This window comes from Vallitalea pronyensis (genome assembly GCF_018141445.1).
GTDB lineage: Bacteria > Bacillota > Clostridia > Lachnospirales > Vallitaleaceae > Vallitalea > Vallitalea pronyensis.
Map to the genome: position 1 here is coordinate 902,033 of NZ_CP058649.1, position 14,703 is coordinate 916,735.

The following is a 14,703-nucleotide window of genomic DNA, read 5'->3' on the forward strand; positions in this document are numbered from 1 at the left end:
TAAACCAGTTGATAAGGTAGATATGATTGAACGGTCAAGGCATGTGATTGCTTCGTTCAAACATGAAGGTACGAAAGGAGAAATGAAGAATGGCTAAACGATTATTTACATCAGAATCCGTAACAGAAGGACATCCAGATAAAATATGTGATCAGATTTCAGATACCGTTCTTGATGCTATTTTAGCACAGGACCCACAGGCTCGGGTTGCTTGTGAAACAGCTGTCACAACAGGTCTTGTACTTGTTATGGGTGAGATCACAACCAATTGTTATGTGGATATTCCAAAACTTGTAAGAAAAACCATAAAAGAGATTGGTTATGATCGGGCAAAGTATGGTTTTGATAGTGAGACATGCTCTGTGCTCACATCCCTGGATGAGCAGTCAGCAGATATAGCCATGGGTGTTGACGAAGCATTAGAATCAAAAGAAGGAAAAATGACAGAGGAAGAACTGGAAGCAACAGGTGCTGGTGATCAAGGTATGATGTTTGGCTATGCTTGCGATGAAACGGAAGAGCTAATGCCCATGCCCATATCCCTTGCACATCGTTTGACAAAGCGTTTAACAGATGTGAGAAAAAATGGAACACTTTCTTATCTGCGGCCTGATGGGAAATCACAGGTAACGGTTGAGTATGTGGATGATAAGCCGGTTAGAGTGGATGCTGTTGTAATATCCACTCAACATGATAGTGAAGTGGATTTGAATACCATCAAGAAGGATATTATGGAGCATGTGATTCAGCCTGTGATTCCTGAGGCTTTATTGGATGGTGAGACAAAGTATTATATTAACCCCACAGGACGTTTTGTGATTGGTGGCCCTCAAGGGGATGCTGGTCTTACAGGGCGTAAAATCATAGTGGATACCTATGGCGGTTATGCAAGTCATGGTGGAGGTGCTTTTTCTGGTAAGGACCCAACGAAAGTGGATCGTTCTGGAGCTTATGCAGCCAGGTATGTGGCTAAGAATATTGTGGCAGCAGGGTTGGCTTCTCAGTGTGAGATTGAGTTAGCTTATGCTATTGGTGTTGCAAAACCTGTTTCTGTGTTGGTAAATACACATGGTACGGGGAAATTATCGGATGAAGAACTGACGAAGCTTGTTGATGAGCATTTTGACCTAAGACCTGGGGCTATTATTCATAACTTAGAGTTAAGACAACCTATCTATAAGCAGACGGCTGCTTATGGCCATTTTGGTAGAACAGATGTGGATCTTCCTTGGGAGAGGACGGATAAGGTGGATGTTTTGAGAAGGGCTGCTGGTTTATAGATTGAAGTGTTGAAGTAGGTAGTATTTAAAAATTTATGAGTTGATGAAATGAGATGAGGCATATGGAATGGGAGTTCCTTATGCCTTTTTTTGTTGTTGATAATTGCTATTGTGAGTTGGAAGGGGAAGGTTAGAATTAAGAGGAGTTAGTTTGAGAGATGGTGTTGAGTGATGTGCAAGGGGTTCGTAGCAGAATAGGTATAGCTAATCCGTTCACATTAAATAGTGGAAGAAAAACTAAGTTCACCACAAGGTATATGCCTAAAACTTAAAACTCCCTTCGGTCAAACAATTAAGTTTTTTAACGGCATAGACCTTGTGGTTCACTAAGATTTTCTAGTCCATTATTTAAAAATCACGGATTACCTATACCTATTCAGCTACTGGGCTAGTTGGGGTGCAGTGGTGATTTTGGTTGAGAGGTTTGTTTATTTGGGTGGGAATATGGGAGAAAGATATTGATGGAGTATGCATTTGTATTTTGATTGATGTAGAGGCTAAGTTTTACGAGTTTAGAGGGTATTAGTATGATGGAATGATTTTGTGAGGATTACCGATGTAGCTAATTTTAAGAGTAATTGTATTCGTATATAATGTATGTTAAAATAAAGGAACATATATTCTGTAAAGGTGATTGTGGATGGAAAACCAGGAAGTTATTGAAGGTATTGTTGAAGAAATTATATATAGAAACGATAATAATGGTTATTGTGTTTGTGTGGTAGCATTGGAAGATGATGATGTGACGTGTGTGGGTACGATGGTTGGCGTATCAGAGGGTGAGCAGTTACGGGCTGTAGGTACGTATGTGAAGCATCATACATATGGGCATCAATTTCAGATAGAGAGTTATCAGAGTTTTATACCTAAGGATCGTCATGCGGTGTTGCGTTATTTATCGTCTGGGGCGATTAAAGGTATTGGTCCTGGTCTTGCGAAGCGTATTGTTAAGAAATTTGGGGATGATGCTTTTCGTATTATTGAGGAAGAGCCTGAGACCCTTGCAACCGTAAAAGGGATTAGTGAGAAGAAAGCCCAGGAAGTGGCTATGGTTTTTTATGAACAGCGGGAGATGCGTAAGAATATTATTTTTCTGCAAGAGTATGGTATATCCCTTACTTATGCCATTAAGATTCATAATCGCTATAAAGAGAGAACAATGGATGTGATCAGTAATAATCCTTATAAGTTGGCCGAGGACATATTTGGTATTGGGTTTAAGATGGCGGATGATATTGCCTTGAATATGGGTGTGGACAAGTTTTCTATTCATCGTATTAAAGCTGGATTGATGTTTATTTTAAATCGGGCGACCACAGAGGGACATGTTTATGTGCCTAGAGATGAACTGATTGAGAAGGCAGAGGCTATGTTAGATGCGGCGTATGAGCTATTGGATCAGGCATTGTTGGAAATGCAGATTGAGAAATCGGTCATTAGTAAAATAGTGGATGAAGAAGTGATTACCTATAGCATGACGTATTATCATGTGGAGTTAAACGTAGCCCGAAAGCTCTATGATTTGTCGGGTTATGATTATGATCTTCCAGAGGATACAGAAAAAGAGATTGAAGCCATTGAAAAGGATTCGGATATTTATTTTGATGCGTATCAACGTGAGGCCATCAAAGAAGGGTTGACCAATGGGGTTCTTATTGTCACGGGTGGTCCTGGAACAGGTAAGACAACCACCATTAACTCCATGATTGATTTATTGGAAAAGCAAGGTCTTGATGTGTTGTTGGCTGCTCCCACTGGTAGAGCGGCTAAGAGGATGACGGAGGCCACAGGGAGGCAAGCGCAGACGATTCATCGGTTATTGGAGATATCTTTTATGAAGGAAGATGACCGGAACAACCGTTTTGAGAAGAATGAAGACAACCCCTTAGAGTGTGATGTGCTCATTGTGGATGAGGTATCCATGGTGGATGTGGTGCTGATGAACAGTTTGTTAAAGGCTGTTATACCTGGGACCCGGTTAATATTAGTGGGTGATAAAGATCAGCTGCCGTCAGTTGGACCAGGGAATGTGTTAAAAGATATGATTGAAAGTGACCGCATAAAGGTGGTAAAATTAGAGAAGGTTTTTCGTCAGGCAAGAGAAAGTGCTATTGTGATGAATGCCCATCTTATTAATAAAGGTGAACATGTTGATTTAACCAATCGGAAAAGTGATTTTTTCTATATTAAGCGAGCCACAACAGGTGGTATATTAGATGAAATTAAGACCCTTATTAAGACACGATTGCCGAAGTTCGCCAAGTGCTCAGCCTACGAGGGTATTCAGGTTCTTGCACCCATGCGCAAAGGTATTCTAGGTATCGAAAATCTTAATAAGGAACTGCAAGCCACACTTAATCCTCCACACAAGGATAAGAATGAGCGGGAATTTAGAAGTATGATTTTTAGGGAAGGCGATAAAGTCATGCAGATTAAAAACAACTATAATCTAGCATGGCAGATCAAAAACAGTTATCAGTATACCATTGACGAAGGTTTAGGTGTTTTTAATGGGGATATTGGTAAGATCATTGAAATTAATGCTTATAGTAACAAAGTGAAGGTGCAATTTGAGGATAACAAAGTGGTGCAATATGAGTATGCTGGACTAGAGGAATTAGAGTTAGCCTATGCGGTAACCATTCATAAATCCCAAGGTAGTGAGTATCCTGTGGTGGTAATTCCCCTTCTTACAGGTCCATCCATGCTCCTTATAAGGAACCTTTTATATACAGCTGTTACAAGAGCCAAGAAGTATGTGGTCATTGTGGGACTGGATTCAACAATCTATCAGATGATTGATAATGATAAAGAAATTGAGCGGTATACAACTTTGAAATTGCGTATACAGGAGATATTTGATACCATGGCTGAAGTTCAAGTTATAGAATAATAAAGGGAATAAGTAATAACTGACATGTATAACGTTAGATTTAATGCACAAGTAGATGATGAGGAATTCTTGTTAAAGGAAGGTCGATATGTTGTTTCGAGAGATAGGCAAAGGTTTATTGGATATTGTTTATCCTAAGCGTTGTCCCATGTGCTTGGAGGTTATACCCATTCATGAAGAAGAAGCTATCTGTTCTGCATGCGTGGATGGTTTACCTTATATCAGTGAGCCTCGATGTGAAAAATGCAGCAAACCCGTTTTTGACCAAGATGTAGCTCTTTGTTTTGATTGTTCCAAATCCGAGCATTATTATAGGAAGGGATGGGCATTGTGGCTATATGAAGGTAAGGTTAGACAAGCCCTTTATCGCTTGAAAAATAATAATAATAAAAATAATGGTAGAATTTTCGCGAAAGAAGTAGTAACATTATATTATAGAGATATTATTCACGCTAGTATCGACATGATTATACCTGTACCATTACATCCAAAGAAATACAAGAAGAGAGGGTATAATCAAGCGAAGATTATTGCAGATGCTGTTAGTGAAGCTATGGATATACCGTGTGAAGACGGGTGTCTTATAAGAACCATGAACACACAACCTCAGAAACATTTATCCGATCTGGGTCGTATTGAAAATATGCAAAAAGCTTTTCAAGTTATTGAACCAGCATGTATTGATAATAAACGCATTCTTTTGTGTGATGATATCTATACCACCGGCAGTACCATTAATGGCTGTGCAAAAGCATTATTGAGACATGGAGCCAGTGAAGTGTATTTTATTACCCTTGCTATAGGGAAAGGTTTTTGAGAGAAAACCATGAACATGATTGTTTAAGATGTCAGGTAAGTGCTATCTTCAGTAATTAGCAAATGTTTGACACATAATTCTATGGAGGTGTTTTATATGAATGTAAGAAACTGTGTAAAATGCGGCAAGATATTTAATTATATAACAGGTCCACCTATATGCCCCACATGTAAAAGTGAGTTAGAAGAACGATTCCAGATAACAAAGCGTTATATTCGGGATAACCCTCACGCAAATATTGCTGAGATATCTGAAGAGTGTGATGTATCCATCAAGATGATTCACCAATGGGTGCGCGAAGAACGATTGATTTTTTCAGAAGACTCCCCTATTGGTATTTCCTGTGAGATATGTGATACAAGTATTCGAACAGGCCGTTTTTGCGATGTTTGTAAAGCTGATATCCAACATAATCTTGGTGGCGCATATGATAATAAGGAAGCCATTGAAAATTTTAAGAGATCCAGAGGCAAAAAAGAAGAAATGCGATTCTTAAACAGAGATAGAGATTAACAATTGTACATATAATAAAGGAAATGGCAGAGATGATGTCTCTGCTTTTTTTATTCTATTTTTACTAAATAATATAGATAACAATGCCGATAGTATTATTGAACCGCATAAGAACAATAAGAGAAATAGATGATGTGGACTTAAAATGGATATTAACGGACATGATTTCATATGACTAGAAATAGAGAGGTTATGAAGAATATCAATAAAAAGATAAAGAGAGGAAGGCGTCATATCATGAGAATTAATGGGATAAAGAATATGAACAATGCTTATAAAGCAAATAGGGCCAATAGAACATCACAAACTTCAAAAATAAAAAAAGAGAAAGATTCTGTAGCTATATCAGATCTAGCAAAAGATTTACAAATTGCAAAAAAGGCTGTTAAGAAAGCCCCTGATATCCGACAAAATAAAGTAGATGCCATTAAAAAACGTATCCAGTCTGGTACTTATAATGTCAATGCAAAAGAAGTTGCTGATAAAATAATGGAACATTATTTTGACCATCGAGGATAAGGATTAAGCTTGGTATTGAAGGGGGATAAGCATGGCTAGCTTAATAGAAGATCTTATTAAGAGCTTATATGAAGAAAAAGAATGTTATGAAGAACTGTTAGTCATCGGTCAGGAGAAAACGAAGGTTATTGTTGAAGGAGATGCATCAACTCTTGTGGAACTCACAAAGAAGGAGCAAGAATTCGTATCTCGCGTTATTGGACTTGATAAAAAACGCACAGGTATAATTGAAGATATAGCTTTAGTGACCAATAAAGATGCCAACCAGTTAACCATCAGTCATCTGGCAGAATTACTGATCAATGAAAAAGAAGAGCATGAACAGTTAGTGACTTTAAAAGATAGCATTAAAGAAGTAGTAGAAGCTTTTAAGACGGTGAATGACAGAAATAAAATTTTATTACAAGAATCCTTGGATTATATAGATTTTACAATGAATGCTATTCAAAGTGTCAATGCGATTGCCAACGCAAACTATCAATCAGAAGGTAATACGTATAACCATGCCGATAGCAAACGACTATTTGATGCCAAACAATAAGTAGTAGAATAAGATAGTACAACAGATAAGAGGTGGAGTACATGTCATCCATAAGCAGCCTTTCAAGGGCGTTTTCAGGATTACAAGCAAGTCAGCAAGCATTACAGACAACATCGCATAATCTCAGTAATGTAAATACACCGGGATATGTAAGGCAGCAGGTGTTGATGAAAGATGCAACATATTTAAAGGTGGGTTATAGCGGCAACAATCCTCTCATGGTAGGTCTAGGAACAGATATTCAAGCTATCCGTCAAGTAAGGGATATGTTTTTAGATGCAGCCTATCGTGAAGAGTCAAGCAGACATGGTTTTTATGCTGGTGAATATGATGCCATTAATGAGATTGAGACCATATTGGGTGAGACAGAAGGTGAGGGCATGAGTAAATTATTGACAAAACTCTATTCTGCCATTAATGGTCTGTCTACAGGTCTTGATACATTAGAAAATAGAGGTGTTTTTGTTCAAACAGCTGTTCAATTCGTTAATAAAGCGAATCTCATCATGGAACAGCTTCAAGAATACCAGCTTAATCTCAACCAGCAGGTCAAAGACAAAGTCAATGCAATCAATCAGCTAGGTGAAGAAATACGTCAATTGAATGAGCAAATTGTGAAATATGAATCCAATGGGGATCATGCCAACGATTATCGAGATGCAAGAAACTTGGCATTGGATAAACTATCAAGTATGATTAACATCTCCTATTCGGAAGATAAGGTTGGTAATGTTTTAGTTAAAGCTGAGGGGATGGATTTTGTCACCATAGGTGGGGTGACGAAGATGGGTGTCAGACAAACAACCGCTAAGAGCTTGATGGTGGATCCCATATGGGAAGATTACAATATGGATGTCTACAACCTTGATGAAGAGGTATCTCCTGCAAAAGGCAATGACCGAGGGGAGTTAAAAGGACTATTATTAGCTAGAGGTTCAAGATCAGCTACATGGATTGATACGGATGATCCAGTTATCTATGAAAATGAGATAAAACCCTCGTTGATTATGTCAGCTCAAGCTAATTTTGATAAATTGGTGCATGCGGTGGTAACGACCATCAATGATATTGTTGCACCAAAAACTCAAAGTGCTAACTCGCCTTGGGGACTAGATAAAACAAGTCAGCATATTGAGATTTTTAAACGGAAGAATATGGATCGTTATACGGGCACGACAGTTAATGCTGAAGTAGCAAGTAACTATGCTTCCTTATATACAGCAGGCAATATAGAAATCAATCCAGAAGTTCTGAATGATTACAATAAAATTTGTATATCAAAAGAAAAGAATGGTCCTGGTAACAACGCATCCATTCAAGAGATTAAGGACAAATGGGCTGAAGCATTTATTGAAGAGGAGCCAGGCAGTCCAACGAAACTTAATATTGATGAATATTATAAAAGTTTTATAGGGGATGTAGGTAATCGAGGTAATGTGGTCATTAAACATATGGAAAATCAGCAGCTGTTGGTGGCACAGATAGAGAACAAAAGAAGCTCCCTAATGGGGGTATCATCCGATGAAGAATTAGGTAACATGATGAAATACCAACATGCCTATAATGCGTCAGCAAGAGTGGTAACAACGGTAGATTCCATGTTGGAAACGATTATTAAACAACTAGGACTCGTCGGAAGGTAAGGAGGTTATTAGAGTGGGATCATCATTTTTTGGTATACATGTTGCAACACAAGGTCTGTATACAGCACGTATTAATTTAGACATCACCAATCACAATATAGCCAATGCAGAAACACCTGGTTATAGCAGACAGTATGGCATACAATCCGCTATGCGCCCTTTACCTAAGCATGGCATGGGTATGATTGGGACAGGGTCAGAGATATTAAAGATTAATCAATATAGAAATCTATATTTAGATGTTAAATTCTGGAATAATAACAGTCATCTCGGTGAATATGAAGTGAAAAATTTTCAAACAAGTAGTGTTGAAAACTTGCTGAATGAGCTAAATGAGACAGGTATTAGTAAACATTTTAGCGATATGTTTGATAACCTTGGTAAATTGGCCACAACACCTGGAGATCCTTCTTTTCGTAATAATTTTATAGATAAAGCATCTAGCTTTGCCATGGTATTTAACGATATTGGTGAGCAATTAAGAGAGCAGCAACGAGAAGCCAATTTCTCTATTAAAACAAAAGTGGATCAAATCAATTATTGTGCAGAACGTATTGCTACCCTTAATTCTCAAATTGAAGCCATGGAGTTTTCAGGTATGCAAGCCAATGACCTTCGGGATAAGCGAGCGAATGTTGTGGATGAATTATCCAAGATTGTAAATGTGGACGTAGAAGAATTCCAAGACATTAATGGTAAGAAAACATATTCTGTTAAATTAAACAATTATTCCCTTGTTGAAGGTACAGATACCAACGTATTAGAAGTGAAGCCAAGAGATTTCCTTAAGAATCCAGAAGATGAACCTGGGTTATATGATATTAATTGGAAAGGTGGCCCAAGTCTTAATTTATATAGTACCACACTGGAAGGCGAGTTAAAGGGTTATATTGAAATGCGAGATGGGAATAATGGGGATAATTTTACAGGTACATTAGTTGCTGATATCAATCCAGCTTCGGATAAAATGTTGATTGAAGGTATCAATAGAACGGATTTGCCAGCTAGTGGTGAAGTAAGAATCGGTACGCAAATCATAGAATATAAATCTTATCAAGTTGTTGGCGGTAATATCGAATTTACATTGCCAGGGTCAATTACAGTGACCGCTGGTCCGGCTTCCATTGGTGAGAATGTTCCGTATAAAGGAATACCTTATTATGCAGAACGGATGAACCATTTTATTCGTACCATTGCTGAGCAGTTTAACAATATACATGATGATGGGGTAGACGAGCTAGGTGCTCATGGTATACCACTTTTTGAATATGATGGGTATACTGGTACGATGGATTATAACTTGATGACCATTGATAATGTGCGATTTTCACCAGATATAATAGCAGATGTAAGTAAGCTGCTAACAAAATTAAAACCTATTGATGGGGAAAGCGATGCCGTACTCATAAAAAAAATGCTCAAGCTTCGACATGATAACAACGTGTTTAGTAAAGGTCAACCAGAGAATTATATACAATCAATCATTGGTGAATTGGGTATTGATAAAGAACAAGCAAAGAGTTTTATGGATGGACAAATCGACATGAGCAACATGATTCAAAACCAACGCTTATCTGTCTCAGGGGTTAACATTAATGAAGAGACAACGAATCTTTTGAAATTCCAACAAGCGTATAATTTATCGGCACAAGCCATAAAAGTATTTGACGAAATATACGATGTGACCATTAACCGAATGGGTGCATAGATAGGAGGGGATTACATCATGCGTATAACCAATAGTATGGTAACCAATAACATGCTACTTAATCTTAATCGGAATAAATTAGCTTTAAGTAAATATGAACAGCAGTTTTCAACAGGCAAGAAAATACAGAAACCCTCAGATGATCCCATTATTGCCGTTAGGGCTTTGAAATTTCGCGCAAGATTACAAGAAATTGAGCAATATAAATCAAATATTAGTGATGGGTTATCATGGATGGGAGTAACGGAGAAGTCCGTAGCGAATGTGATTGAAATAGTTAAGAAAATAAAAGAGTTAAGTAATCAAGGAACCAATGATCCCTTAGGAAAAGATGAAAGAGCAACAATTGTTAAGTCCATTGAACAACTAAAAGATCAATTGGCCAATGAAGGTAACGTGGATTATGCTGGGCGATATGTGTTTAGTGGGTTTAAGACAGACATGCCTTTGACTTATAGAGATGATGATAGCAGTAAGACATATACCATTACTGAAGAATTTACAAACACTGATATTGAAACATTGGATAAAGTGTTTAAAGGTGGTTCTCATCCTACTATTGATAAGGTACATCGTATAAGACTAGGGTATTCAGACTTAGATGCTGGGGTTACTATTACTGGTTTGCCTGCTGGGATAACAACAATTCAAAGATTATCAACAGATGCAAATGGATATACACCACTCGCAGGGGAAGTGTGTTTCTTAAAGGATACAGGTGAATTGATATTTAATGATGCAGATAAGAATAATATTGCTAATATAAGTGTTGAGTATGATAAAACCAATTTTAAAAAGAATGACTTGAATCCTATCCACTACTTTACATGTACAGATGGTACGGATACCTATACTAAGAAAGTAGATGCTATTACCTATCAAGTAAGCTATAATCAAAATGTACAAGTGAACACACAAGGCAGTGAACTCATTTCAGTCGATCTTATGCGAGATTTAGAAGACATTATTCATGCAGTAGGTGAGATTAAGGATGATGATTCTGAAGAAGATAATTTGAAAAAAGATGTATTAGGTGATAAATTTGATAAACTAAATGGTCTGATACAGAATCATATTGAGCATATCGTTAAAGAACAATCTGATCTAGGTACGCGAATGAATCGCTTAGAATTAACACAAACACGTTTAGAGTACGATAAGGATAATTTTGAAGATATAATGTCAAAAAATGAAGATGTTAATATTGCAGAAGTAGCCATTAGAATAAAGTCACAGGAAATGATTTATAATGCATCGTTAATGGCATCGAGTAAAGTTGTGCAGACTACGTTGCTTGATTTTATTAGATAATGTATCCTATATTATTAAATAAGTGGTTACCAAAGCTGAGATAACAAATTAATATCTTTCATAAGCTAGACGCATGATATGATGCGTCTTTATTTTTTACGTGGTAATATATCCCATTAAATTATTAAAATATTACTTTTTATGTGGAATAATAGGTGATATAATGACATTATGGTAGATTTTGCATATGCTTCAATTATATACCTCTAATGATGAATGTAAGTTTATAAAAAGATACATAGATATCTTATTAACCAACATCTTGGTTTAAAAAATAGTTTATCTATTATAGATGTAAGACATCTATATGAAGATAGATGAGATAATGATTAAGGAGTGATTGGATGTTAATGAATACAAAGCATTTTGGAACAATTGATATGGATGATGAACATATCATAACGTTTGAAGAAGGTATTTTTGGTTTTAATGATGACCATCGATTTATTATATTATATGAGAATGACTTACTTTGTTGGTTACAATCCATTGATGATGTGGACATTGTCTTGCCCATGATTACCACACCCCTTATTTTCCCAGAATATCAACCAGAAGTAAAAGATGAATTGATCTTACGTATTGGTGATCTAAGTGACGAGGACCTTATGGTGCATACAATCGTTGTCATACCTTCTGATATTGAACAAATGACAACAAACCTAAAAGCACCTATCATCATTAATAATAAGACAAAAAAAGGTATGCAGGTCATTCTAGAAGATGATCAATACCAAGTAAAACATAATCTCTACCAACACCTTAAACAATACGAACAAAAGGTGGGTGAATAAGATGCTAGCATTATCAAGAAAAAAAGGAGAAGGTATTATGATTGGCGAAGACATAGAACTGGTTGTCTTAGACATCGTGGGTGAGAATGTTCGCCTAGGTATCAAGGCACCCAAGCATGTCACCATTCACCGAAAAGAAATCTTTATCCAAATTAGAGAAGAAAACAAAGCTGCTCTTAACAGTTCTAAGCAAAGCACAGACTTATTAAAAAACCTCTTAAAATAACAACAAATGACATGATAAAATAAATTGTAAAAAAATAGTCCAAAAGTATTAAGTCATTCATATTTTATCCGATATATATATTGAAATGTATAAGGAGTCATTCGATTGGGCCCATTGGCTTCTTATATAAATAATATTGGTGGCAAAGGAAGGCCATCTTAAAATTCAAGGAGGAATATCTTATGAGAATTAATCACAATATGTTAGCTATGAATACGCATCGTCAAATGGGTACAACTGGTGTTAACCAATCAAAATCCATGGAAAAACTCTCTTCAGGACTTAGAATCAACCGTGCTGGTGATGATGCAGCTGGTTTAGCTATTTCTGAAAAAATGAGAGGCCAAATTAGAGGTCTTAATCAAGCTTCAAGAAATGCACAGGATGGTATTTCTATGATTCAGACTGCAGAAGGTGCTTTGAATGAGACACAATCAATTCTCCAAAGGATGAGAGAATTAGCAGTTCAGTCTGCAAATGGTACTAACATTGAAGAAGATAGAGATGCTCTTCAAAATGAAATTACGCAATTAAAAGCAGAAGTTGATAGAATTGCAGAAACTACTGAGTTCAACAAACAAACATTGCTTAAAGGTGATGGAGGAACAACACTTCAAGGTATTGGTATTGCTGCAGCTAGTGTGGGTGATTTAACAGGTGGAGCTGATTTGAGTACTACTGAAGCTACCAGCACTAATACTATTGGTGCAGCTGCAGATGCTACATCAAGTGTAGTATTTAATCTAAATGGACAAGCTTTAACAATTAATTTTGACGCTGCTGGAACATCAGGTGAAGCAAGTCATGTTGGTTATGATGTTACTCAAAATTCTGCAACAGTAAACATTGATGCTGCTCAAACTGTTGATGAAACAGCAACTGGTCTAAGAGATGCTCTTCAAAAAGTAATTGATAATAATACGGTATTAAAAGGTAACTATGTTGTATCAGGTACGGGTGCAGATGTAATTGTATCAGCAGTTAAAGGTGGAGCTTTTGAAGGTGCAGCAGGAAACATAGCTTTATCAACTAGTGGTGGTACTGATGTATTTGCTGGTGGTACAGCTGGTCCTGCAAATGTAGGAACAACTACAGCCCCTGCTCAAGCAACGAGAACTCTTACAATGCCAGCAGATGCAGTTGTTGCTGCAGGTCTTGAAGGAAAAGGAATTACAATTAATGGTACAGCATTAGAGTTTTATGATGCTACTAAAGGTGTTTACAAAGGTGATGCTCAAGGTATTGATATAGGTGGAGTTGCTACTAAAGCAGCTTTAACTAATGCAATTGTAGCACAGGCCAAAATTGATGGTGTTACATTAACCAATGTTGGTGATGATTTAGTAGTTACTGCTACTCAAGGTGGTAAAGCTGGAAATTCTATTGGAACTTCAGATGGTGGTATCCAAGAAGAATTCAAAGCTGAATTCCAAATTGGTGCAAATCAAGGTCAAAAAATGGAAATAAACATGAATGATATGAGAGGTAACGCATTAGGAATTAAGGATGTTGATATATCCACTACAACTGGTGCACAAAATGCGATTACAACAATAGAAGCTGCTTTATCAAAAGTATCTGATGAACGTTCTAAGTTAGGTGCTTTCCAAAACAGGCTTGAACATACCATTGCTAACTTAGATACTTCAGCAGAAAACTTACAGGCATCTGAATCAAGAATCAGAGACGTAGATATGGCTAAAGAAATGATGGAATTCACTAAGAATAATATTCTTGCACAAGCAGCTCAATCAATGCTAGCACAAGCAAATCAAGCACCTCAAGGTGTACTTCAACTATTAAGATAGTACAGAACGTTGAATTTTACATAGGGGACTCTAGTTTAACTAGAGTCTCTTTTGATATGTGAACAGTATTTCTAATATGCTGTATCTACCAAGTTGCATATAATGTTTTACATCATAAAAAATACCTAAGAATGCTTATTAGCTAGATACGTAAATAATAATGTTCTTCTTAAAATACAGTAAAACCAATTTTTTATTTAAATGATAGAAGTGACTAATTTAGTATTATACTTAAGTTCTTAGCTATTTTTTACGATATAATATATAGAAATAAATATGGGAGGTTATATGATGAGAGTTGATGTCAATAATGCAAGTAATCAGTATACGCCAAATGCTCAGGTTAATAGCAGGCATGTAGAGTTAGCATCTGAAGTTCAGAAATCAAAAGAATCAGATGAGCCCATTGATATGGGAATGCAACAAGAGCAAGATGTTATTGAAGCTATTGAAAAAGCAAACAAGCATTTTAGGTCTTATGATAGACGATTAGAATTTTCCATACATGAACAGACAAAGCAAATTATGGTTAAAGTTATTAGTACAGAAGATGATAGTATTATTAGAGAAATTCCATCAGAGAAGATACTGGATATGGTTGCAAAACTATGGGAAATGGCTGGTATTTTTGTAGATGAGAAAAGATAGGG

Annotated in this window: 13 protein-coding genes; all 13 read left to right on the forward strand. The window is 36.6% G+C overall.

The window, feature by feature from the left end; all coding sequences use genetic code 11:
* Positions 1-89 precede the first annotated feature (89 nt).
* The 13 genes from metK to HZI73_RS03765 all read left to right on the forward strand — a co-directional run bounded on the left by metK (position 90) and on the right by HZI73_RS03765 (position 14,701).
* Positions 90-1,280, forward strand: coding sequence for a methionine adenosyltransferase (metK, locus tag HZI73_RS03705; RefSeq protein ID WP_212696915.1), 1,191 nt, complete (start codon positions 90-92; stop codon positions 1,278-1,280).
* A gap of 640 nt (positions 1,281-1,920) precedes the next feature.
* Positions 1,921-4,173, forward strand: coding sequence for an SF1B family DNA helicase RecD2 (gene recD2, locus HZI73_RS03710; RefSeq protein WP_212696916.1), 2,253 nt, complete (start codon positions 1,921-1,923; stop codon positions 4,171-4,173).
* 88 nt (positions 4,174-4,261) lie between these two features.
* Entirely contained in the window at positions 4,262-4,990 is a 729-nt protein-coding gene (locus tag HZI73_RS03715) for a ComF family protein (protein WP_212696917.1), read from the forward strand.
* 96 nt (positions 4,991-5,086) lie between these two features.
* Complete coding sequence (locus tag HZI73_RS03720) at positions 5,087-5,503, forward strand: flagellar protein (RefSeq protein ID WP_212696918.1); 417 nt, start codon at positions 5,087-5,089, stop codon at positions 5,501-5,503.
* A gap of 171 nt (positions 5,504-5,674) precedes the next feature.
* On the forward strand, positions 5,675-6,022 hold the full coding sequence (gene flgM / locus HZI73_RS03725) for a flagellar biosynthesis anti-sigma factor FlgM (RefSeq protein ID WP_212696919.1): 348 nt from the start codon (positions 5,675-5,677) through the stop codon (positions 6,020-6,022).
* A gap of 31 nt (positions 6,023-6,053) precedes the next feature.
* Positions 6,054-6,563: a flagellar protein FlgN gene (locus HZI73_RS03730; RefSeq protein ID WP_212696920.1), complete on the forward strand. Its 510-nt coding sequence runs from the start codon at positions 6,054-6,056 to the stop codon at positions 6,561-6,563.
* Between the two features lie 41 nt (positions 6,564-6,604).
* Positions 6,605-8,206, forward strand: a complete 1,602-nt coding sequence (gene flgK, locus HZI73_RS03735) for a flagellar hook-associated protein FlgK (protein WP_212696921.1) — start codon at positions 6,605-6,607, stop codon at positions 8,204-8,206.
* Positions 8,207-8,219: 13 nt separating this feature from the next.
* On the forward strand, positions 8,220-9,914 hold the full coding sequence (gene flgK / locus HZI73_RS03740; RefSeq protein ID WP_212696922.1) for a flagellar hook-associated protein FlgK: 1,695 nt from the start codon (positions 8,220-8,222) through the stop codon (positions 9,912-9,914).
* A gap of 18 nt (positions 9,915-9,932) precedes the next feature.
* A complete protein-coding gene (flgL, locus tag HZI73_RS03745) occupies positions 9,933-11,225 on the forward strand; it encodes a flagellar hook-associated protein FlgL (RefSeq protein ID WP_212696923.1) in 1,293 nt (430 codons plus the stop codon).
* A 344-nt stretch (positions 11,226-11,569) separates the two neighbouring features.
* A complete protein-coding gene (gene fliW / locus HZI73_RS03750; RefSeq protein ID WP_212696924.1) occupies positions 11,570-12,019 on the forward strand; it encodes a flagellar assembly protein FliW in 450 nt (149 codons plus the stop codon).
* 1 nt (position 12,020) lies between these two features.
* Positions 12,021-12,245, forward strand: coding sequence for a carbon storage regulator CsrA (gene csrA, locus HZI73_RS03755; RefSeq protein ID WP_212696925.1), 225 nt, complete (start codon positions 12,021-12,023; stop codon positions 12,243-12,245).
* A 182-nt stretch (positions 12,246-12,427) separates the two neighbouring features.
* Positions 12,428-14,053, forward strand: a complete 1,626-nt coding sequence (locus tag HZI73_RS26630) for a flagellin N-terminal helical domain-containing protein (RefSeq protein WP_212696926.1) — start codon at positions 12,428-12,430, stop codon at positions 14,051-14,053.
* Positions 14,054-14,341: 288 nt separating this feature from the next.
* Positions 14,342-14,701, forward strand: coding sequence for a flagellar protein FlaG (locus HZI73_RS03765; RefSeq protein WP_246552349.1), 360 nt, complete (start codon positions 14,342-14,344; stop codon positions 14,699-14,701).
* The last annotated feature ends 2 nt before the right edge of the window (positions 14,702-14,703 follow it).